Origin of the sequence: Paracoccus hibiscisoli (genome assembly GCF_005048265.1) — a bacterium.
Classification (GTDB): domain Bacteria; phylum Pseudomonadota; class Alphaproteobacteria; order Rhodobacterales; family Rhodobacteraceae; genus Paracoccus; species Paracoccus hibiscisoli.
Window position 1 is genome coordinate 1 of the sequence record NZ_SUNH01000004.1, and the last position, 21640, is coordinate 21640.

A 21640-nucleotide genomic window follows, 5' to 3' on the forward strand; every position below is an offset into this window, starting at 1 on the left:
AGGCAGAACTGGATCGCTGCATTCGACAAGACCGGCGGGCGCCCGGGGCGGCCCTCATGTGCCGCGTGCCAGGCCATCTCCTTGTCCAGCCAGATCAACAAAGACCCGCGCTTCCTGAGCGCAGCGTTGTAAGCGGGCCAGTTCGTCGTGCGGTAGCGGGCGGGATCGGGCTTGCTCATGCTGCCCGCCTAACCGCATGAAATCGCAATGTGAATCCCTCTCAATAAAAGTTCTGCAACAACGCCAAGATCTTGCCAAGCTTCCGCCTCGGCAGGCGAATGCGCGACTGAAGACATGGCGTCTGATCTGCAAGTCGGCCAAGGCACGTGCGGTGATCCGGGCCGATCCATCCACGGGCCTCAGCAAGGTGCACATCGAGACATCGGGCTATACCAGCTGGTCGGCAGAGGACATTAGCGCGTTTCGGGCGAGGTGGCCGATCGGCACCGTTCAACGCGCCTGCTTCGAGCTGGTCTTCTGGACCGGCACCCGGACCGTTGACGCTGTCCAGGTGGGCCGACAGCACCTCGGCCGCGATGGCCTTCTAGTGTTCCGGCAAAGCAAGACGGGAGGGACTGCACACGTCCCATGGACATCGCCTCTTCCCGCCTACGCATCCACCTGGAAGCCCGAACGCGACCTGATGCACTTGGCACTGGAGTGCCTATCCGGCGGCATGACCTTTCTGCAGAGCGCCCAGGGCGCATCACGCAGCGTGAAGGGGCTGGGCAATGTCATCAATGAGGGTGCGAGAGACGCCGGGCTGACCGATCGGACGGCGCATGGCCTGCGCAAAGCGCGGCTGACGATGATCGCGGAATACGGCGGATCCGCTCACGCCATCATGGCATGGGGCGGGCACAAGACGCTAGCCGAGGCACAGCGCTACACCAGGTCGGCCGATCTAAAGCGACTGGTTTTGGGAACGGAACAGGACCAGAACGAAGTAAACCCGGCCGTCATTCCAGTAAACTTCCCATAAAATTACTGAAAATCAATATGTTGCAGAGAAGGTGGTAGGCCCGGAGGGACTCGAACCCCCAACCAAGGCGTTATGAGCGCCCTGCTCTGACCATTGAGCTACAGGCCCCCGCAGCAGCCTGTGCGTAATCCGCGTGCGCGCGCAGGTCAAGCTTGGGCGTTGCCCCGGGGGCGGGGTTCGGCTATCGGGGGGCCGACATCAGCCGGGGGCCGCCATGACACAGAACGGGATCAGCTATCGCGATGCAGGCGTCGATATCGACGCCGGAAACGCGCTGGTCGAACGGATCAAACCTGCCGCCGCCGCCACGCAGCGGCCCGGCGTCATGGACGCGCTTGGCGGCTTTGGGGCGCTGTTCGACCTCAAGGCCGCGGGCTATGACGACCCGATCCTGGTCGCGGCCACCGATGGCGTGGGGACCAAGCTGCGCATCGGCATCGACACCGGTCATCTGGACGGTCTGGGCCAGGACCTGGTCGCCATGTGCGTGAACGATCTGGTCTGCCAAGGGGCCGAACCCCTGTTCTTCCTGGACTATTTCGCGACCGGCAAGCTGTCGGTCGATGAGGGCGCCCGCGTGGTCGAGGGGATCGCGCGCGGCTGCAAGGCCGCCGGTTGCGCCCTGATCGGCGGTGAGACCGCCGAGATGCCCGGCATGTATCACGACGGTGATTTCGACCTGGCGGGCTTTGCCGTCGGCGCCATGAACCGCGGTGCCGCGCTGCCCGCGGGCGTGGGGCAGGGCGATGTGCTGCTGGGTCTGGCATCCGACGGGGTGCATTCCAATGGCTATTCTCTGGTCCGTAAGGTCGCGGAACGCGCGGGTCTTGCCTGGTCCGACGCGGCGCCCTTTGCCGACACCACCCTGGGCGAGGCGCTGCTGACGCCCACGCGGCTGTACGTCAAGCCCGCGCTGGCCGCGATCCGCGCGGGCGGGGTGCATGCGCTGGCCCATATCACCGGTGGCGGTCTGACCGAGAACCTGCCCCGCGTCCTGCCCAAGGATCTGGGCGCCGATATCGACCTGGGCAGCTGGCCGCTGCCCCCGGTGTTCGGCTGGCTGGCCGAGGCTGGCGGAATCGAGACGTCCGAGATGCTCAAGACCTTCAACAGCGGCATCGGCATGATTTTGGTCGTGGCTGCCGACCGCGCCGATGCGCTGACCGACCTGCTGGCGGGGCAGGGAGAGACCGTGCACCGCCTTGGCACCGTCACCGCAGGTGCGGGCGTGCGCTACTCCGGCACGCTTGCGTGAAACGGGTCGCGATCCTGATCTCGGGGGGCGGGTCGAACATGATCCGCCTGCTGCAGGACATGACCGGCGATCACCCGGCGCGGCCCGTGCTGGTGGCGTCGAACGATCCGCAGGCGGGCGGGCTGGCCCGTGCCGCCGACATGGGTGTGCCGACTGCCGCCATCGATCACCGCGCCTTTCCGCGCGACCGCGCAGCGTTCGAACAGGCGCTGCTGGAGCCGATCCTCCAGGCAGAGCCTGACATCATCTGCCTTGCGGGCTTCATGCGCATCCTGACGCCCGGTTTCGTGCAGCGGTTCCAGGGGCGGATGCTGAACATCCACCCGTCGCTTTTGCCGAAATATCCGGGGCTGGACACCCATGCCCGCGCCATCGCCGCCGGTGACACGCAGGCCGGCTGCACCGTGCATCTGGTCACGCCCGAGCTGGATGCCGGCCCGGCCCTGGGGCAGGCGCGCGTGCCGGTCCTGCCGGGGGACGATGCGGCAACGCTCGCCGCGCGGGTGCTGGTGCAGGAGCACCGCCTGTATCCGGCGGTGCTGCGGCGGTTCGCGTCAGGCGACCGGACGCCGCTGGTCCTTTAGCCCCACAGCATGGCCAGCGTGGCCACCGGGTCGTCCTGGGTCCAGATCTCGGGGCCGAGGGCGATGAAATCGGTGATGGGCGACAGCTGGGTGATCAGTTCGCGCGTGATGGCGCCTTCGGCCACGACCGGAACCTCGATCATCTCGGACCACCACTGGAACAGCTCCAGCTCGACCGGCTCTCCGCGATAGAGGGCGCTGTCGGCGACCGGGCCAAAGGCCACGTAATCGGCGCCCGCCTCGGCCGCGTTCATGCCCTCGTGGCGCGACGTGCCGCAGAACGCGCCGACGATCGCGTCGTCGCCCAGCTCCTTGCGGGCATAGCGGACGGCCTTGGCGCCATCTGTCAGATGCACCCCGTCCAGCCCGTGGCGCAACGCCAGCTTGACGTGATCGTCGATCACCACGGCCACGTCGCGGGCATGGGCGATTTCGCGGGCCATGTCGGCCAGGCGGCCCAGCTCGTCCTCCTCGGCGCCGCCGCGGATGCGCAGGCAGGCGGGGGCCACGCGGTCCATCACCTCGGCCAGCATGGGGCCCAGGGCCGATGCCTGTGCACCGGCGGGCGTCATCAGATACAATTGCGGGGCGTCGGTCATGGCGGTCTCCTTTGTGTCGCAGATAGCGCAGCTTGCCCGCCGCCGCCAGACAGACTAGATCGCCCCCATGCAGATCGAACGCCAACCCGTCATCATCCTCGTGCGCCCGCAGATGGGCGAGAACATCGGCGCCGCCGCCCGCGCGATGCTGAATTTCGGCCTGACCGAGATGCGCATCGTGGACCCCCGCGACGGCTGGCCCAACCCCAAGGCCGTGGCCATGGCCTCGGGGGCGGCGGGTCGCGTGCTGGACACGGCCCGCATCTATCCGACCCTGGCCGAGGCCATGGAGGGCATCGACTATGCCTATGCTACCACCGCCCGCGGGCGAGAGCTGACGAAGCCGGTCTTCACCCCCGCCACCGCCATGGCCCAGGCCCGTGCGCATCAGGGGCGTTCCGCGATCATCTTCGGCCCCGAACGCACGGGGCTGGAGAATGACGACATCGCGCGGGCCAATGCCATCGTGACGGTCCCGGTGAACCCGGATTTTCCGTCGCTGAACCTGGCCCAGGCCGTGCTGCTGATGGGCTATGAATATGGCCGCGACATCCTGCCGCCAGAGCCCGCGCCCCATCTGCGCCGGTCAGAGGCTGAATCCCCCGCCGACCGCATCGAGATCGAGCGGTTGGGCGACCATTACGACGAACAGCTGACCCAAGCGGGGTTCTTCTTTCCCGAAACCAAGGCGGCGTCGATGCGGTTGAACATGCGCAACATGTGGTCGCGCCTGACCCTGACCAAGGGCGACGTGCGCATCCTGCACGGCGTCCTGCGCCAGTTGACCCGCCGCTGACCCGCCCCAACCCAAGGAGAATGCGATGGCCAAGCGCCCCGTCTTTCAGGAGGTCTCGGACCCGCAGGCTGTCCGACCGGCCCAGACCCCCGGCATGATCGATGCCCGCCCCCGCGGTGCGCGCCGCGCGATCCGCGCCTGGCTGGCGGTGCTGTTCCTGCTGGTCCTGGCGATGATCGTCGTGGGCGGCGCCACGCGCCTGACCGGATCGGGCCTGTCCATCACCGAATGGAAGCCCGTGACCGGCGCCATCCCGCCCATGAACGCCGCCGACTGGCAGAGCGAATTCGACCTCTATCGCCAGATCCCCCAATATCAGGAGCTGAACGCCGGCATGTCGCTGTCCGAGTTCCAGTTCATCTACTGGTGGGAATGGGGGCACCGCCTGCTGGGGCGGGTCGTGGGGCTGGTCTGGGCCCTGGGCTTCGTCTTTTTCTGGGCCACCTCGCGCATCCCCACCGGCTGGACCCCGCGCCTGCTGGGCTTGGGCGCGCTTGGCGGTCTGCAGGGTGCGATCGGCTGGTGGATGGTCAGCTCCGGCCTGAACGAGGGAATGCTGCGCGTCGCCTCCTATCGCCTGGCCACGCATCTGGGCATCGCCTTCCTGATCCTGGGCCTGATCACCTGGTATGTCCTGCAGCTGTCGCGGACCGAGGCCGAGCTGCTGCGGTCCCGCCGCGCCGGAGAGGCCAAGCTGTTCCGAATGTCCACCGGCCTGATGCACCTGACCTTCGTGCAGATCCTGCTGGGCGCGCTGGTCGCGGGCATCGACGCGGGCCGCACCTATACCGGCTGGCCCACGATGGGCGGCGAATGGATTCCCGCCGCGATCTGGGACGGCACCCTGGGCTGGCGCAACTTCTTCGAGAACCCGGCGCTGGTGCAGTTCATTCACCGCATGACCGGCTATCTGCTGGCGATCTTTGCGGTGGTGGTGTGGCTGCGTGCGCGCCGCTCGCCCCATCCGGTGACGCGCCGGGCTTACGGTCTGATGATCGTGGCGATGGCCGCCCAGATCGCGCTTGGCATCGCCAACGTGATCTATGCCTCCCCGATGCACTTGGCGCTGACGCATCAGTTCGGCGCGGTGGTGCTGTTCGCGGTGCTGCTGCGGGCCCGCCACCACGCCCGCTATCCCATTGAAACCTCGATCCGAGGAGTGACACGATGAGCGCCCTGACCGACCTGCTGGCCTTTCAGCGCCAGACCGAAGCCCTATCCTCGATAGCCGAGCGCCTTGGCTGGGACCAGGAGACGGTGATGCCCCGCGGCGCCACCGACCAGCGCGCCGAGGAGATGGGCGCCATGGAGGAGGTCCTGCACGAGCGTCGCACCGATCCGCGCATCGGCGAATGGCTGGACCGCGCCGATCCGCAAAGCCCCGCCGACATCCGCGCCGTGGCCCTGATCGCGCGCGATTACGCCCGCACCAGCCGCATCCCCGCGCGTCTGGCTTCCGAGCTGGCGCGGCTGACTTCGCTGGCCCAGGGCATCTGGGCCGAGGCCCGCGCCAAGGACGCGCCCGAGGATTTCCTGCCCACCCTCGATCAGGTCCTGATGCTGAAACGCGAGGAGGCCGCATGCCTGGCCGATGGCGGCGACCTCTACGACGCGCTCCTGGAGGATTACGAGCCCGGCATGACCGGGGCGCGCCTGGCCACGCTGTTTGACGCGATGCGGCCCCGTCTGGTCGCCCTGCGCGATGACGTTCTGGGCGCCGATCAGCCGCAGGCGCTGTCCGGCCATTTCCCGCAGGAGACCCAGCTGCGTCTGGCCCGTGCCTGCGCGACCGCCTTCGGCTATGACTGGACGCGGGGCCGGATGGACCTGGCTGTGCATCCCTTCAGCTCGGGCCGCTGGCAGGACAGCCGCATCACCACGCGGGTGGTCGAGACTGATCCGTTCAACTGCCTCTATTCCACCATCCACGAGGTCGGCCATTCCGGCTATGAGCAGGGCATCGACCCCGACTACGCCTTCACCCCCCTAGGGCGCGGCGTGTCGATGGGGGTCCACGAAAGCCAGAGCCGCATCTACGAGAACCAGATGGGCCGCGGCCGCGCCTTCACCGGCTGGCTGTTCGAGCGCATGTCCGAGGCCTTCGACGGTCTGAATATCACCGACCCCGACGCCTTCTACGCCACCGTGAACCGCGTGACGCCGGGCTATATCCGCACCGAATCCGACGAGGTCCAGTACAACCTGCATGTCATGCTGCGCTTCGATCTGGAGCGCGATCTGATCTCGGGCCGTCTCGACACCGCCGATCTGGTCGAGGCCTGGAACGGCCGCTTCCTCAAGGATTTTGGCGTGGCGGTGGATCGTCCGGCGAATGGCGTCCTGCAGGACGTCCACTGGTCGGTGGGCCTCTTCGGATATTTCCCGACCTACGCCTTGGGCAACGTCTATGCAGGATGCCTGAACCAGGCCCTGCGCACCGCCGTCCCCGATCTGGACACGTCCCTGGCACGGGGCGACGCCACCCCCGGCACCGAATGGCTCCGAGAGACTGTCCAGCGTCACGGCGGCCTGATGATCCCGACCGAGGTGATCGAGGCCGCGTCGGGCCGCACCATCAGCCCCGAACCGCTGCTGGACTATCTGGAGCGGAAATTCGGCCAGATCTACGGCCTCTGAGTCGGGAATTGGATATTTAGATGAAGAAGAAGCCCAAGCTCCGCGCGCCCTTCTTCTTCACGAAAATATCCTGCGGGGGGTTCGGGGGGCGCAAAGCCCCCCGGCGGTCGCGGGACGCAGATCACTCGGCGGCGCGGGCCATCGGGTTGTTCGGGTGGGTGGTCCAGTTCGCGTATTCGCCACGCGGAATGCCGGTGCGCTTGTCGATCTCGCCGATCTCAAGCTCGCGCATGGTGATGCAGTCCTCGACCGGACAGACGTCGATGCACAGGTTGCAGGCGACGCATTCCTCCTCGATCACCTCGAAGACGCGGCCCGGCTTCATCGCAATGGCCTGGTGGCTGGTATCCTCGCAGGCGGCATAGCAGCGGCCGCAGCTGATGCAGGCATCCTGATCGATCACCGCCTTGGTGACATAGTTCAGGTTCAGGTGCTGCCAGTCGGTGACGTTGGGGGTGGCGCGCCCGATCAGGTCGGGCAGGGTCATCTCGTGGCTGTCCAGGTAATCGTGCAGGCCGGTGATCATCTCCTGCACGACCTTGAAGCCATAGGTCATCGCCGCCGTGCAGACCTGCACGTTGCCGGCACCAAGCGCCATGAACTCGGCCGCGTCCCGCCAGGTGGTGACGCCGCCGATGCCGCTGATGGGCAGGCCGGCGGTCGCAGGGTTCCGGGCGATCTCGGCCACCATGTTCAGGGCGATGGGCTTGACCGCCGGGCCGCAATAGCCGCCATGGCTGCCCTTGCCGTCGATGGTGGGCTGGGGCGCGAACAGGTCCAGATCGACCGAGGTGATCGAGTTGATCGTGTTGATCAGGCTGACCGCATCGGCCCCGCCGCGCTTGGCGGCCTCGGCGGGCTTGGTCACGTCGCTGATATTGGGCGTCAGCTTGACGATGCAGGGCATGCGGCTGTGCTTTTTCACCCACCGCGTGACCATCTCGATATATTCCGGCACCTGACCCACGGCCGATCCCATGCCGCGTTCGGCCATGCCGTGCGGGCAGCCAAAGTTCAGCTCGACCCCGTCGGCCTCGGTATCCTCGATCCGGGCCAGGATGTCGCGCCAGCTGTCCTCGTCGCAGGGGACCATCAGGCTGATGATCAGCGCACGGTCGGGATAGTCGCGCTTGACCGACTTGATCTCGCGCAGGTTCACCTCCAGGGGTCGGTCGGTGATCAGTTCGATGTTGTTGATGCCCAGAACGCGCCTGTCGGCGCCATAGACCACGCCATAGCGGGGACCGTTCACGTTGACGACGGGCGGGCCTTCCGAGCCGAGGGTCTTCCACACCACGCCGCCCCAACCGGCCTGAAAGGCGCGGCGGACGTTGTATTCCTTATCGGTCGGCGGGGCCGAGGCCAGCCAGAAAGGGTTCGGGGACTTGATCCCGATGAAGTTGCTGCGCAGGTCTGCCATGATCTCGTCCTCAGCCGGGGATTTCGACGGGACGTCCGGTCAGCCGGGCGTCGATGTCTTCTGCCGCATCGCGGCCCTGGGCCACGGCGGTCACGGTCAGGTCGTCTCCGCCCGCGGCGCAATCGCCGCCGGCCCAGACCCCGTCCAGCGAGGTTCGGCCCGGTCCGGTGACGGCGATCTTGCCGCCCGCCAGTTCCAGCCCGTCCGGCGCGCCGTCCAGACGCTGGCCGATGGCGCGGAACACCTGGTCGGCCTTCAGCCGGAACCGGTCCTCGGTCAGCACCAGCCCGTCTGGGCCGTCGATGGTATAGGCGAACTCGACCTCGGTCACCGCGCCGTTGCCATGGACCGCGACGGGGGCGGCGTTGCAGATGATCCGCACACCGCTGGCCGTCGCGTGGTCCTGTTCGTGGCGGCTGGCGCCCATGCGGTCCTGACCGCGGCGATAGACGATGGCGACGTTTTCCGCCCCCAACAGGCGGGCCTGCACGGCGGCATCCACGGCGGTCATGCCGCCGCCGATCACCACCACGTCGCGACCCACGGGCAGGGTGCCCAGATCGCTGGCCTGACGCAGATCGCGGATAAAGCTGACCGCGTCCAGCACGTGCTGGCGATCCTCGCCCGTCGCGCGCAGGGCGTTCACGCCGCCCAGGCCCATGCCCAGGAACACCGCGTCGTATTCCGCCTGCAGCGCGGCCAGCGTGATGTCGCGCCCGATCGCCTGATCGTGGCGCAGCTCGATCCCGCCGATGCCCATCAGCCAATCGACCTCGGCCTGGGCGAAGCCGTCCACGGCCTTGTAGCTGGCGATGCCGTATTCGTTCAGCCCGCCGGGCTTCGGACGCGCCTCAAGGATCACCACGTCATGGCCCTTGGCAGCCAGACGATGCGCGGCGGCCAGACCGGCAGGACCCGCGCCGACCACGGCCACACGCTTGCCCGTGGGTGCCGCGCGCTTGAAGGGATGCACCCCCTGGGCCATCAGCCCGTCGGTGGCATAGCGCTGCAGGGCGCCGATCTCGACCGGCTTGCCCTCGGCGGCCTCGCGGACGCAGGCACCCTCGCACAGCTGTTCGGTCGGGCAGACGCGGGCGCACATGCCGCCCAGGATGTTGGCGTGAAAGATCGTCATCGCCGCCGCATCCGGCGTGTCCGTCGCGATCTGGCGGATGAACAGCGGGATGTCGATGCCGGTCGGACAGGCCGTGATGCAGGGCGCGTCATGGCAGAAATAACAGCGGTCCGCGGCCACGCGCGCCTCGTGCCGGTCCAGCGGCGGGGCCACGTCGACGAAATTCGCCGCCAGCTGGTCGGGGGTCAGTCGCCCGGGCACGACGCCGGGGCTCAATCTCGCTTGGGACATTTTTGTCTCCTGGCTCACCTGTTGGTGAAATCAGGCTGACACAGGTCCATTTTTTTATCAAATGGTAAAATATGCGCGGCGAAGCTTTGCGGAAATTTCAGGCAGGCAGGTCCAGAACCGCCGCCAGACCGCCCAGATCGGACCGCTCCAGCCGCAATTCGCCGCCATGCAGCGCCGCCAGATCGGCCACGATGGCCAAGCCCAGACCGGCGCCGGGCGGGCCCAGTTCGTCCAGGCGGCTGCCGCGGATCAGGGCGCGGGGGGCTTGGGTCGCGTCCAGTCCGGGGCCGTCATCCTCGATCCGCAGGACCAGCCGGGCCGGGGCGGTCCGCACAGTGATGCGCAGGCGGGTGCGGCCCCATTTGGCGGCGTTCTCCGACAGGTTGCCGATCATCTCCTCCAGATCCTGACGTTCGCCGGAAAAGGCCGCGTCGGGGGGGCAATCGACATCGGCGGTCATGCCCCGGTCGGCCAGGGGCCAGCGCAGGACCAGCAGGATGTCGTCGATGACCGGCGCTACGGGGGTGCGGCTGCCCATCAGGCGCGGGCCCGCCTGGCGCGCGCGGCGCAGGTGCCAGCCGATCAGCCGGTCCATGCGCGTGATCAGCGCCTGGCCCTGATGGTCGGGCGGCAGTTCGTTCGACAGCGCCGACAGGGGCGTCTTCAGCGAATGGGCCAGATTGCCCAGATGCTGGCGCGAGCGGGCCAGCAGGCTGGCATTCTGGTCCAGCGCCGCGTTGATTTCGGCCGCAAGTGGGCGCAGGTCGGTGACATCGGGGCGCGCCAGCCGGTCGCGGTCACCCGCCCGCACACGGGCCAGATCGGCGCGCAGCCGGTCCAGGCTGCGCAGGCCAAGGGTCACCTGGATCACGCTGGCCGCCGCCAGCCCCAGCCCCAGCACGGCCAGCGCCACGGCCAAGGGGCGCACGACCTGCGCCAGGCTGGCGTCGATCTGGGCCTGCGGCGCGGTCACGGTCACGGCGATCAGCGCGTCGCTGTCGGGGATGCTCAGCTCGCGGCGCAGGACGCGCAGGCCCGCGCCGTCGGTGTCGCGCCCCGGGGCGCCGGTCAGCTCTCCGACCGGCCCCGACAGCCGCCCGTCCAGCAGCGAGGGAGAGCGCGCCAGCGGCACGTCATCGGCCCCCACCTGCCAGTACCACCCCGACAGCGGCAGCGAGAATCGCGCGTCCAGCGGGGTGTCGTCCAGCTCGATCCGGCCATCGTCGTCATCGACCTCCAGCTGGCCGATCAGGCTGTCGGCGATGGCCAGCGTCTCGGCGTCGAAACGGTCGGTGACGAAATTCTCCAGCAGATGCGCGATCAGAACGAAGGCCGCCAGCAGCGCCGCCGTCAGCCAGACCGCCGCCAGCAGCAGCAGCCGCCCCCGGATCGAGGCGGTCACGCCGACCTCAGGACATAGCCCTCGCCGCGCCGGGTCTCGATGATGCCCTGGCCGACCTTCTTGCGCAGGCGGCCGATGACGACCTCGATCGACTTGAAGTCGCGGTCCGTCTCGGCCTCGTAGAGGTGCTCGGACAGCTCGGTCCGGGTGATGACGCGGTCCTGATGCGTGATCAGATAGGTCAGGATGCGCGCCTCAAACGCCGTCAGCTTCAGCGCCATCCCGTCCAGGGTGATGACGCCCAGCTGGCCGTCCAGCTGCAGCCGTCCGGCGGCGATCTGCGGGCGCGAGTGGCCGGCGGCCCGGCGGATCAGGGTCTGGGCGCGCAGAACAACCTCGTCCAGGCGGAACGGCTTGACGGCATAGTCGTCGGCCCCGGCCCGGAACCCCGCGACCTTGTCGGTCCAGTCGCCGCGCGCGGTCAGGATCAGGACCGGCATGGCGATGCCCTGGTCGCGCCAGCGGGTCAGCACCTCGATGCCGGGCAGGCCGGGCAGGCCCAGATCCAGCACGGCGACGTCATAGCTCTCGGTGGCGCCCAGGAATTCGCCTTGGGTCCCGTCGGCTGCCAGGTCGGTCACGAAGCCGGCCTGGGTCATGGCCTGCGACAGCTGCTGGGCCAGCAGGGGGTCGTCCTCGACGATCAGGGCGCGCATGGGGTCATCTTTCGGCAGGGCGCCTGCGCGCCTCCAGCTGGCCGCGACCGGCCACCTCGAGGAAGCGGCCCGTCCGGGCGTCCAGGCGGATGTTCAGGATCGAGCGGGTGGGCGTCAGCAGGCGGAACTCATAGACCAGTTCGACACCCATGGCACGCTCGGCGGGGTGGGGCGGGCGCGTCTCTGCCGCGACCAGTCGCCCGGCATAACGGTCGGTGACGGCCTCGGCCATCAGGTGAAAGGGCTGTGGCTGAAAGCTGGTGGCCCAGGGGTCGGCCGCCGGCTGATCGGGGGCTGGCTGATCGGGGGCTGGCTGCGGCACCGCCGCCAGCGGCGCCATCAGGGCCAGGGCCAGGATCAGGGGATTCGGGGCACGCATCATGGGGACAGTATGACCGGGCCCGGGGAAATGGAAACCAAACGGCATATTGGCGATTCGTTCGGCATGACCCGATTAGAGATGATTCGCACAAGGCCGCATGGCCGACTTAAGGAGAGACTCATGACCCGCACCCATTTCGCCTCGACCGCCGCGCTGATCGCCCTCATGGCGGGCGCCACGCCCGGCCTGGCCCAAACCGCGCCGACCGAGCTGCCCGCCCTGCTGCAGGGGCTGGCGCTGGACCGCGTCACCACCGAGACCAAGCGCGACGGCAAACGCGAATACGAGGGCTATCTGTCCGACGGCACCCAGATCGAGGCCGAGTTCGACATGGCCGGCAACCTGCTCAAGATCGAGGCCGATGACGGCGCGCTGCCCGCCCCGGTGCTGCAATCGGCACTGCCTGCGGCGGTCCGCGACCATCCCGCGCTGGCGCTGTTCGCGCGCGTCGAGGAGATCAAGCTGCATCCCCGCCACCTGGAGGTGAAGGGCTGGCAAGAGAACGGCGACGAGATCGAGGTCAAGTTCGCGCCCGACAACACCCTGATCGAGGTCGAGACCGACGACACCCCCCTGCCGCAGGCGCTGATCGACGCGATCCTGCCGCAGGCGGTGCGCGGCTCAGAGGTGCTGGGCCAGTTCGGCATGATCGAGGAGATCAAGGCCGAATTCGGCCGCTTTGAGGTCAAGGGAGAGGATGCCGACGGCCAGGACATGCGCGCCCAGTTCGACGAGGCAGGCGCGGTCCTGCGCTTTGCCCGCGACGGAGAGCGCCGGGACGGACGCGACCGGGCCGAGCGTGGCCCCCGCGGCGATGGCCCCCGCGCAGAAGGGCCGCGTGGTGACAGGCCGCACCGTGACGGCCCCCGCGGCGTTGGGCCCCGCGGCGATGGCCCCCGTGGCGATCGGGGCGCCATGGCCCCCGCGGCGCAGATCGACACTGTCGCGGCCAATCAGCGCCTGACCGAGGCGGGCTATACCCAGTTCGGCCTCATGCGCCAGCAGGGCCCCCGCCTGATGCTGGACGCGACCAACCCCGATGGCGAGGCGGTGACGCTGGAACTGGACCTGCAGGGGCAGCTGGTGCGCGAAACCGCCCGCTGATCGCGCAGTCCGACGCCAGGTGACAGGGCCGTCCCCGCAGGGGGACGGCCCTTTCGCATGGGGCTGTCGAACAAGACACTTTGCCTCCGCGCGGCATCGGTCTAGTCTGCCCGCAAGCCAAAGCCTTTGGCGGCATGTCATTTTATCGACATGCGGGCCGGATAACGGGATACGGCTGAATGACATCGACAAGGAGGATCTACCAATGACACGGATCGACCGACGCGGCCTTCTGCGCGGGGCTGCGGCCACGGCTGGCGTGACGCTGGCCTCTCCCTTCCTCGCGCGGCGCGCGATGGCGCAGGGCGCGGGCACGGTGAACATCTTTGCCTGGGCCGGCTATCTGAACGACGAGATCCTGGGCGCCTTTCAGGAGGCCACCGGCATCACCCCGAATTTTACCCCCTATGGCACCAATGACGAGCTGCTGAACCAGCTGCGCGCCAACAATGGCGGCGGCTTCGACCTGATCTGGCCGACCGTGGACCGCGTCCCGAACTATGTCGAATTCGGCCTGGTCCAGCCGCTGGACGAGGCGCGCATCGAGGTCGACCGCGTCCTGCCCAGTGCCTGGGAGAACTCGGTCAATCTGGGCGCGGTCGTGGACGGCGCGCGCTATCAGGTGCCGACCGACTGGGGCACCGAGGCCATCGCCTTTGACCGCGACCAGAACCCGCTGGAATACGGCACTGCCTCCTACGGCGATCTGTGGGCCGAGGGCGCGCAGGCGACCGTGCGCGGGCATTCCTCGCTGATCGGTCTGGGCCTGTGGCTGGAGGCCGAGGGCCGTCTGCCGCGCCCGCTGCTGGACGCGTTCACTTCGCCCGAGGCGCAGATCGAGATCTTTGACGTGATCCTAGCCGAGGCCGTGGCGCGCAAGGCCGGCATCGTGCAGTTCTGGACCAACGAGAACGAGGCCCAGGGCGCCTTCCGCGTCAACGGCGCGACCGTCGGCCAGACCTGGGATTCGACCGCCGCGGCGCTGGCCGAGGAAGGTCTGCCCATCGGCTTCATCGCGCCCAAGGAAGGCGCGCTGGCCTGGATGGAGGGGCTGTCGATCCCGTCGGGCGCGGCGAACCTGGACAGCGCCTATGCCTTCATCAACTGGTTCCTGACCCCCGAGGCGGGCGCGATGTACACCAACGCGACCAAGATCAACTCGACCGCGGTGGGCTCGGACCAGCTGATCTCGGACGAGGCGCGCGCCTTCTTTGCCGCCGCTTATCCGGGCGACGCGCTGGATAAGCTGTGGTGGTGGCCCATCCAGGAAAGCTGGTATATCACCAAACGCAACGAGTATCAGGACCGCTTCCTGTCGGCCTGATCCCAACCGGGGGCGGCCCGCGCCGCCCCCCTTTTTTACGCAGGAGAGACGATGTCCCATTCGGTCGAACTCGCCGATATCGGCATGACCTTCGGCACCACCCGCGCCGTCAGCGATGTCAGCTTCAAGGTCGAGGCCGGAGAGTTCTTTTCGATCCTGGGCCCCTCCGGCTGCGGCAAGACGACGATCCTGCGCATGATCGCGGGCTTCATCGACCCGACCGAGGGGCGCGTGCTGATCGGCGACCGCGACATGAAGGGCCTGGGCCCCAACCAGCGCCCGACCGCGATGATCTTTCAGTCGCTGGCGCTGTTCCCGCTGATGTCGGTGCGCGACAACATCGCCTTTGGCCTTGAGGCCCGCGGCGTGGGCCGTGCGGAACGTCGTGCCAAGGCCGATGACCTGCTGCGCCTGACCGCCTTGGAGGGTTACGGCGACCGCATGCCCGGCGAATTGTCCGGCGGCCAGCGCCAGCGCGTGGCCATCGCCCGCGCCCTGGCCGTGGAGCCCGGCGTCCTGCTGCTGGACGAGCCGCTGTCCGCGCTGGACCTGAAACTGCGCCAGCACATGCGGGCCGAGCTGCGCGCGCTGCAAAAGCGGACGGGCGTGACCTTCATCTACATCACCCACGACCAGTCCGAGGCGCTGGCCATGTCCGACCGCGTCGCCGTGATGTCGGCGGGCCTGTTGCAGCAGGTCGCCACCCCGCGCGCGCTGTATGACAACCCCGCCACGCCCTTCGTCGCCCGCTTCGTGGGCGAAACGAACGCCATTCCGGGCCGCATCACCGATGTTCGGGCCGGCACCGCCCGGATCGAGACCGAGCTTGGCCCGCTGTTGGGCCGCGCGGGGCAGGGTGCAGCAGCAGGTGTGCAGGGCACGATCTATGTCCGCCCAGAGGCGCTGATGCCCGGCGGCACGGAAAACCCCCTGCAGGCGCAGATCGAGCGTGTCGATTTCGAGGGGTCCTTTGCGCTGGTCCACGGGCTGTTCGACAGCGGCGCGGCGCTGACCGCCTCGGTGCCTTCCACCCGGCTGGCGGATGCGCCGGTGCCGGGGCATCGCGCGGCCTTTGGGTTCCAATCGGCTCATGCGGTGGTGCTGGGCGATGGGTGATCTGAAAAACCGTTTCGGGCCAGGGCTTTCGACGATCTTCCTTATCCTGGTTCTGTTCTGGCTGGCGGTCATGGTGCTGGCCCCGAACCTGATGATGATCGACTATGCCCTGCGGCCCAACCTGCCCCCCGCGGCACTTGGCGGGCCGGACGACACCTATTCGCTGTCGAACATACTCTATCTGGCGGGCGAGCCGACGCATCGCGCGATCTTCTTCAAGACGATATGGGCCAGCGGGCTGGTGGCGGCGGTGACCTTTCTGGTCTGCTATCCCATCGCCTTCTGGATGGCGCAGCGGGCCACGACCGGCCAGCTGGCCATCGCGCTGATGCTGATCATCATCCCCTTCTTCATCAACGAGGTCCTGCGCACGCTGGCCTGGTTCATCATCCTGGCCTATCGCGGGCCGCTGAACGCGGTGCTGATGAACATCGGCCTTATCGACGCGCCGATCCGCTGGCAGGGCAATGGCGGCGTCCTGGCCGCGATGGTCTATGCCTATATCCTGTTCATGCTGCTGCCGATCTACAACGCCATCGAATCGCTGGAAAAAGCCCAGATCGAGGCCGCCCGCGACCTGGGCGCATCGCCCTGGCGCATCCACACCCGCGTGGTGATCCCGCATGCCAAGGCCGGGATCGCGACGGGGTTCGTCTTTACCTTCATGTTGGCTGCGGGCAGCTATGTCGCGCCCGCGCTGCTGGGCAGTCCCGGCAGCCGATGGTTCACCGAGATCATCTACAACTGGTTCTTCGAGGGCGGCGACTGGAACCGCGGCGCGGCCTATGCACTGGTGCTGTTGGTGCTGTGCCTGGCGGTCGTGTTGATCACCCTGCGGTTGTTCCGCGTCAACCTGACGGATGTCGCGAAATGAGGGCGGATCGTATCTTTCACGTGATGTTCGTGCTGTATCTGGTTGTTTTCGCGGCCTATCTGTTCGCGCCGCTGATCATCATGGGTGCGGCCAGCTTCAACGAAAGCCGCTTTCCCACGGTGATCCCGTGGCAGGGCACGACGACCGACTGGTTCCGCGCGATGTGGGCCGATGCGGCCATGTGGCAGTCGCTGTGGACATCGGTGCTGGTCGCGGTCTGCGTGGTGCTGATCGTGGTGCCGGTGGGCACGGCGGCGGCGCTGGTGCTGACCTCGCTGCATGCGCGGGCGCGCAGTTTCGCCTATGCGGTGATGGTCTCGCCGCTGCTGACGCCGGGGGTGGTGATCGGCATCTCGACCCTGATCCTGTGGCGGCAGATGGGAGTGGGCGGTGGCGTCTTCCTGATCGTGCTGGCGCAGTCCACCTTCATCATCTGCTATGTGATGCTGATGGTGATGGCCCGCCTGCAACGCTTTGACCGCACGCAGGAGGAGGCGGCCCTGGGCCTGGGCGCATCGCGGACCATGGTGTTCCGGCGCGTGACGCTGCCCTTCCTGCGGCCCGCGCTGATCGCCTCTGCGGGCCTTGCGGTGCTGCAATCGATCGAGAACTACAACACGACCCTCTTCGTGCGCGGGTTCGAGACCCCGCTGACCGTGTTCATCGCCACCAAGGTCCGCACCGGCCTGACCCCGGCGGTGAACGCGCTGGCGCTGGTCATCATCGTGGCCACGGTCATCGGCGCCATCGCCTATGAGATCGCGCGCAGGCGCCGCGCGGCCTAGCCGTTGGGCAGGATCAGGTCGGGCGCCCGGCTTGCCACCCGAACCAGCTCCATGTTGGGCAGGTCGTTGGCCTCCAGTTTCGCGCGGGCCTGATCGGGGGGCAGGGCGCGCCAACGGGCGGTCAGGCGCGCGCGCAGCACCGGCTCGGGCACGTCCAGCATCACGGTCAGCGCGAAATGGCGGGCCAGGTCGCGCCAGCCGGGCTGGTCCAGCAGCAGATAGTTCCCCTCGACCAGGATCAGCCGGGCAGAGGCCGGGATCTCGCGCGCGGCGGCGCGGCTGATCTCAAGGTCGCGGTCGAAGACGGGGACCAGCACCGCGCGCCCGTCATCCGCCGCCAGCCGGTCCAGCATCACCGCGAACCCGTCCAGATCAAAGGTCCAGGGCGCGCCCTTGCGCGCCAGATCGCCCCGTGCGGACAGCAGCCGGTCGTCCAGGTGATAGCCGTCCATCGGCAACAGCGCCGCCCCCGGCAGGTCGCGCAGCAGGGCGTCGGTCACATGGCTTTTCCCCGCGCCGGGCGGTCCGGCCAGCCCGACCAGCGACCGTGCGGGCGCCTGCGCCAGCCGGGTCAGCGTCGCGCGCAGGGCGGTCAGGGTGGTCGGTTCGGTCATCGGATCTCATCAGGGTATGACGGCGGCGCGTGCGCACCGGATCGTCCGACTAAGCCCCGCCCGGCGGGCACCGTCAAGGGCGGCGCGGTTCGGCCTCGGGTTTTGGTATCAAATGTCAGATCGTGTTTGACATCTGTATTTCGCCGCGCATAGGCTGAGCCACCAAGGGGGAGGAAACCATGGCACAGCCGCTGCTGGAGGCGTCGGGCTTTCGCAAGTCGTTCAACGGCGTGGCCGCGCTGAGGCTGGGTCAGTTCACGCTGATGCCGGGGTCGGTGCATGCGCTGTGCGGCGGCAACGGGGCGGGCAAGTCGACGTTCCTGAAGATCCTGATGGGCATCCATCACCGCGATGCGGGCCGGTTGCTGCGCAACGGGGCCGAGGTGACATTCGACAACCCGTCGCAGGCCTTGGACAACGGCATCTCGATCATTGAGCAGGAGCTGAGCCCGGTCCCCGCCATGACCGTAGCCGAGAACATCTATCTGGGCCGCGAGCCGGTGGGCCTGTTCGGCCGCATCGCGTTCCGCGAGATGAACAACCGCGCCCAGGACCTGCTGGACGGGTTCCATTTCGGCATCCGCGCCGACACGCTGATGATGGACCTGACCGTGGCCCAGACCCAGCTGGTCGAGATCGCCAAGGCGCTGAGCTATGACGCCGAGGTCATCATCATGGACGAGCCGACCTCGGCCCTGGGCGAGGCCGAGGCGGATCAGCTGTTCGCGGCCATCGCCATGCTGAAGGCGCGCGGCAAGGGGGTGATCTATGTCAGCCACCGCCTGTCCGAGATCTTTGGCATCTGCGACAGCTATACGGTGTTCCGCGACGGCGCCTTTGTCGAAACCGGCGCGCTGGCCGATATCGACAAGGACCGCCTGATCCAGCTGGTCGTGGGCCGCCCCCTGACCGAGGAATTCGTCAAGGACAACACCCCCGGCGACGACACGCTGCTGTCGGTGCAGGGGCTGGCCGCCGACCGGGGCGTGCGCGATGTCAGCTTTTCGGTGCGCCGCGGAGAGATCCTGGCGCTGTACGGGCTGATGGGGTCGGGCCGGACCGAGATCTTCGACCGGCTGTTCGGGCTGTCCGGCCAGACGGCGGGGCAGATCATGATCGACGGTGCGCCGGTCACCATCACGACGCCGCGCCATGCCATCGACGCGGGCCTGGCCTATGTGACCGAGGACCGCAAGCGGTCCGGCCTGGTGCTGACCGGCGACGTGCGCGACAACCTGTGCCTGGCCACGCTGGACCGCATGGGCGTCGGGCCGGTGATGAACACCCGCGCCGAAGGTCGCGCCGCCGCCCGGATGATCGAGGTGCTGAACATCCGTACCGCATCCGATCGGCTGTCGGTGTCGCATCTGTCGGGCGGCAACCAGCAGAAGGTCGTGCTGGGCAAGTGGTTCCTGACCGAACCGCGCATCCTGCTGCTGGACGAGCCGACGCGCGGCGTCGACGTGGGCGCCAAGCGCGAGATCTATCGCGTCATGTCGGATTTCGCCCGTGCCGGGGGTGCGGTGGTGATGGTCTCGTCCGAGACGGACGAGGTGCTGGGCATGGCCGACCGCGTGGTCGTGATGCGCGACGGGCGCGTGGCGGGCGAACTGGACCGGGCGGCGATGTCGGCCGAACAATTGCTGCATCTGGCCGTCTGACGTGCCGGCTGCAAGGACCAAGGGGACGAGGGTGGAACAGCAGACCGACACGACCGGCACCGACCGGCGCATGGGGACCGCATCGCGGATGGCACCGGCACTGCAGCGATATGGCATTCTGATCGCGCTGGCGGTGCTGTGCATCGTGCTGTCGGTGGTCAGCGAGAATTTCCTGACCTCGCGCAACATCATCAACGTGCTGCGCCAGACCTCGATCAACGGGATTCTGGCGGTGGGGATGACATTCGTCATCCTGACGCGCGGCATCGACCTGTCGGTGGGGTCGGTGGTGGCGCTGGTGGGGGTCGTCTCGGCCAGCTTTGCCACGACCAGCGCGGCGGGGGTCGCGGGCGCGCCCTATATGCCGCTGATCCCCGTCGCCGTGGGCCTGCTGACCGGCATGGCGGTGGGGTCGGTGTCGGGCATCGCCGTGGCGCGGTTCTCGGTGCCGGCGTTCGTGGCGACCCTGGGCATGCTGTCGGCGGCGCGCGGGCTGACGCTGATCTATGCGGGCGGGCGGCCCATTCCGGCGCTGACCGACGGATATCGCTGGATCGGGACGGGCGATATCGGCGGCATCCCGGTGCCGATCATCCTGTTCGGCCTGGTCTTTGCGGTCGCGCATTTTGTGCTGACCCGCACGCGGTTCGGCCGCCACGTCTATGCCGTGGGCGGCAACCCGCATGCGGCCAAGGTGTCCGGCCTGCCGGTGCGGCGCATCCGGTTCGCGGTCTATGCGATCTCGGGCGCGCTGGCGGGGGTCGCGGGGATGATCCTGGCCGCACGGACCGGATCGGCGCTGCCGCAGGCGGGCGTCGCCTATGAGCTGGACGCCATCGCGGCGGTCGTGATCGGCGGCACCAGCCTGGCGGGCGGCATCGGCCGCGTCAGCGGCACCGTGATCGGCGCGCTGCTGATCGGGGTGATGAACAACGGCCTCGATCTGCTTGGGGTCGAATCCTATTACCAGCAGGTGATCAAGGGCGCGCTGATCGTGGCCGCCGTCATGCTGGACCGGTCCCGCAAGACCGAAGACTGAGATCCGGCACCCGCCGGCGGACGTGTCACTGAGGGAGGAAACCAGATGACGAAGACGATGATGATGACGGCCAGCGCGCTGGCGCTTGGGTTGGGGATCGGCGCGGCGCAGGCGCAGGACGCACCGCTGAAGATCGGCATGGCGGCCTATGGCCTGAACGCCGAATTCATGCAGCTGTGGTCGGCGGCGGGGGCAAAGCACCCGGCGGTCCAATCCGGCATGGTCGAGCTGACCGTGTTCGACGGCCGCTATGACGCGCTGGTCCAGCAGGACCAGTTCGAGACGATGATCACCCAAGGGTTCGACGCGATCGTCTTTGCGCCGATGGATGTCGAGGCGGGCGCCACCGCCGTGCAGTTGGCCGTCGATGCGGGCATCCCCGTGGTCGGGTCGAACGCGCGGGTGAACAGCGACCAGCTGACCGCCTATGTCGGATCGAACGATGTCGAGGCCGGGTATCTGGAGGCCAAGGCGGTTCTGGACAAGATGGGCTGCCAGGGCGCGGTGGTCATCATCGAGGGCCCCATCGGCCAGTCGGGCGAAATCCAGCGCGGCGAGGGCAATGAGCAGGCCCTGGCCGAATGCCCCGACGTGCAGATCCTGGAGCGTCAGACCGGCAACTGGTCGCGCGCCGAGGCGCAGGCCCTGATGGAGAACTGGCTGACCTCGCATGGCGACGCGATCACCGGCGTGATCGGCCAGAACGACGAGATGGCCCTGGGCGCCATCGAGGCGATCAAGGCCGCCGGAATGGACGTGTCCGATTTCGCGATCGCGGGCGTGGACGGGGTGACCGACGCGCTGAACGCGGTCAAGACCGGGCAGATGGCCTCGATCCTGCAGGACGGAGAGGCGCAGGCCCTGGGCTCGATCGACGTGGCGATCAAGGCGGTGCGCCCGGATTACGAGCCGATGTCGGGCATCTGGGAGCAGTATCCCGACATGCCGTGGAACGACGGCGCGTCCAAGGAATACAACGTGCCCTGGACCCCGGTGACGCTGGAGAACGTGGACGCCCTGCTGGCCGGCCGCCAGTAGGCCCCT

The 21640-nt window shown here is 68.1% G+C and carries 22 protein-coding genes and 1 tRNA gene; 14 read left to right on the forward strand and 9 right to left on the reverse strand.

The genetic code is table 11. The features are described from left to right. On the reverse strand, positions 1-179 hold a 179-nt coding region (locus FA740_RS01635; RefSeq protein WP_211243631.1), incomplete at its 3' end, for a transposase. A 17-nt stretch (positions 180-196) separates the two neighbouring features. Between FA740_RS01635 and FA740_RS01640 the strand changes: the two genes are divergently transcribed. Then, positions 197-982: a site-specific integrase gene (locus FA740_RS01640; protein WP_136855041.1), complete on the forward strand. Its 786-nt coding sequence runs from the start codon at positions 197-199 to the stop codon at positions 980-982. A 32-nt stretch (positions 983-1014) separates the two neighbouring features. Here FA740_RS01640 and FA740_RS01645 read toward each other — a convergent pair. After that, a tRNA-Ile gene (locus FA740_RS01645) sits at positions 1015-1090 on the reverse strand. 106 nt (positions 1091-1196) lie between these two features. Between FA740_RS01645 and purM the strand changes: the two genes are divergently transcribed. Together purM and purN are read left to right on the forward strand one after the other, a co-directional pair. Then, positions 1197-2237: a phosphoribosylformylglycinamidine cyclo-ligase gene (gene purM, locus FA740_RS01650; protein ID WP_136855042.1), complete on the forward strand. Its 1041-nt coding sequence runs from the start codon at positions 1197-1199 to the stop codon at positions 2235-2237. Beyond that, a complete protein-coding gene (gene purN, locus FA740_RS01655) occupies positions 2234-2821 on the forward strand; it encodes a phosphoribosylglycinamide formyltransferase (protein ID WP_136855043.1) in 588 nt (195 codons plus the stop codon). Before purM ends, purN begins: the two co-directional genes overlap by 4 nt. On the opposite strand, the gene FA740_RS01660 is transcribed toward purN, so the two are convergent. Then, a complete protein-coding gene (locus FA740_RS01660; RefSeq protein ID WP_136855044.1) occupies positions 2818-3420 on the reverse strand; it encodes a thiamine phosphate synthase in 603 nt (200 codons plus the stop codon). The genes purN and FA740_RS01660 overlap by 4 nt on opposite strands. A 67-nt stretch (positions 3421-3487) precedes the next feature. Between FA740_RS01660 and FA740_RS01665 the strand changes: the two genes are divergently transcribed. Genes FA740_RS01665 through FA740_RS01675 form a run of 3 tightly spaced genes read left to right on the forward strand, consistent with a single transcriptional unit; the run spans position 3488 to position 6853 of the window. After that, complete coding sequence (locus FA740_RS01665; protein ID WP_136855045.1) at positions 3488-4216, forward strand: RNA methyltransferase; 729 nt, start codon at positions 3488-3490, stop codon at positions 4214-4216. Positions 4217-4241: 25 nt separating this feature from the next. Continuing rightward, positions 4242-5387: a heme A synthase gene (gene ctaA, locus FA740_RS01670; RefSeq protein WP_136855046.1), complete on the forward strand. Its 1146-nt coding sequence runs from the start codon at positions 4242-4244 to the stop codon at positions 5385-5387. Beyond that, positions 5384-6853, forward strand: coding sequence for a carboxypeptidase M32 (locus tag FA740_RS01675; RefSeq protein WP_136855047.1), 1470 nt, complete (start codon positions 5384-5386; stop codon positions 6851-6853). The genes ctaA and FA740_RS01675 overlap by 4 nt, the downstream gene beginning before the upstream one ends. Positions 6854-6974: 121 nt before the next feature. Here the strand turns inward: FA740_RS01675 and preA are convergent, their stop codons facing one another. From preA to FA740_RS01700, 5 genes are all read right to left on the reverse strand, one after another. Continuing rightward, positions 6975-8273 carry an NAD-dependent dihydropyrimidine dehydrogenase subunit PreA gene (gene preA, locus FA740_RS01680; protein WP_136855048.1) on the reverse strand — a complete coding sequence of 433 codons (1299 nt, stop codon included), beginning with the start codon at positions 8271-8273 and terminating at the stop codon, positions 6975-6977. 10 nt (positions 8274-8283) lie between these two features. Next, positions 8284-9639, reverse strand: a complete 1356-nt coding sequence (locus tag FA740_RS01685; RefSeq protein WP_136855049.1) for an NAD(P)-dependent oxidoreductase — start codon at positions 9637-9639, stop codon at positions 8284-8286. Positions 9640-9736: 97 nt separating this feature from the next. Beyond that, positions 9737-11041, reverse strand: a complete 1305-nt coding sequence (locus tag FA740_RS01690) for a sensor histidine kinase (protein ID WP_136855050.1) — start codon at positions 11039-11041, stop codon at positions 9737-9739. Continuing rightward, positions 11038-11697, reverse strand: coding sequence for a response regulator transcription factor (locus FA740_RS01695; protein WP_136855051.1), 660 nt, complete (start codon positions 11695-11697; stop codon positions 11038-11040). The genes FA740_RS01690 and FA740_RS01695 overlap by 4 nt, the downstream gene beginning before the upstream one ends. Before the next feature lie 4 nt (positions 11698-11701). Beyond that, complete coding sequence (locus tag FA740_RS01700) at positions 11702-12079, reverse strand: PepSY domain-containing protein (protein WP_246053399.1); 378 nt, start codon at positions 12077-12079, stop codon at positions 11702-11704. 120 nt (positions 12080-12199) lie between these two features. On the opposite strand from FA740_RS01700, the gene FA740_RS01705 reads away from it, so the two are divergent. The 5 genes from FA740_RS01705 to FA740_RS01725 all read left to right on the forward strand — a co-directional run bounded on the left by FA740_RS01705 (position 12200) and on the right by FA740_RS01725 (position 17282). Further along, complete coding sequence (locus tag FA740_RS01705; protein WP_136855052.1) at positions 12200-13183, forward strand: PepSY-like domain-containing protein; 984 nt, start codon at positions 12200-12202, stop codon at positions 13181-13183. A 205-nt stretch (positions 13184-13388) separates the two neighbouring features. Next, positions 13389-14507 (forward strand): extracellular solute-binding protein, encoded by a 1119-nt coding sequence (locus FA740_RS01710; RefSeq protein WP_136855053.1) that lies wholly within the window; start codon positions 13389-13391, stop codon positions 14505-14507. Between the two features lie 51 nt (positions 14508-14558). Then, entirely contained in the window at positions 14559-15623 is a 1065-nt protein-coding gene (locus FA740_RS01715; protein WP_136855054.1) for an ABC transporter ATP-binding protein, read from the forward strand. Next, positions 15616-16497, forward strand: coding sequence for an ABC transporter permease (locus tag FA740_RS01720; protein ID WP_136855055.1), 882 nt, complete (start codon positions 15616-15618; stop codon positions 16495-16497). Before FA740_RS01715 ends, FA740_RS01720 begins: the two co-directional genes overlap by 8 nt. Next, the gene (locus FA740_RS01725) at positions 16494-17282 is read left to right on the forward strand and encodes an ABC transporter permease (protein ID WP_136855056.1); all 789 of its coding nucleotides are present in this window, start codon (positions 16494-16496) and stop codon (positions 17280-17282) included. The genes FA740_RS01720 and FA740_RS01725 overlap by 4 nt, the downstream gene beginning before the upstream one ends. On the opposite strand, the gene FA740_RS01730 is transcribed toward FA740_RS01725, so the two are convergent. After that, on the reverse strand, positions 17279-17896 hold the full coding sequence (locus FA740_RS01730) for a nucleoside/nucleotide kinase family protein (RefSeq protein WP_136855057.1): 618 nt from the start codon (positions 17894-17896) through the stop codon (positions 17279-17281). The genes FA740_RS01725 and FA740_RS01730 overlap by 4 nt on opposite strands. A 179-nt stretch (positions 17897-18075) precedes the next feature. Here FA740_RS01730 and FA740_RS01735 point away from each other — a divergent pair, with 179 nt between their 5' ends. Genes FA740_RS01735 through FA740_RS01745 form a run of 3 tightly spaced genes read left to right on the forward strand, consistent with a single transcriptional unit; the run spans position 18076 to position 21634 of the window. Then, a complete protein-coding gene (locus FA740_RS01735) occupies positions 18076-19557 on the forward strand; it encodes a sugar ABC transporter ATP-binding protein (RefSeq protein WP_136855058.1) in 1482 nt (493 codons plus the stop codon). A gap of 31 nt (positions 19558-19588) precedes the next feature. Further along, positions 19589-20596: an ABC transporter permease gene (locus FA740_RS01740; RefSeq protein WP_246053401.1), complete on the forward strand. Its 1008-nt coding sequence runs from the start codon at positions 19589-19591 to the stop codon at positions 20594-20596. Between the two features lie 45 nt (positions 20597-20641). Then, positions 20642-21634, forward strand: coding sequence for a substrate-binding domain-containing protein (locus tag FA740_RS01745; protein ID WP_136855059.1), 993 nt, complete (start codon positions 20642-20644; stop codon positions 21632-21634). Positions 21635-21640 lie beyond the last annotated feature (6 nt).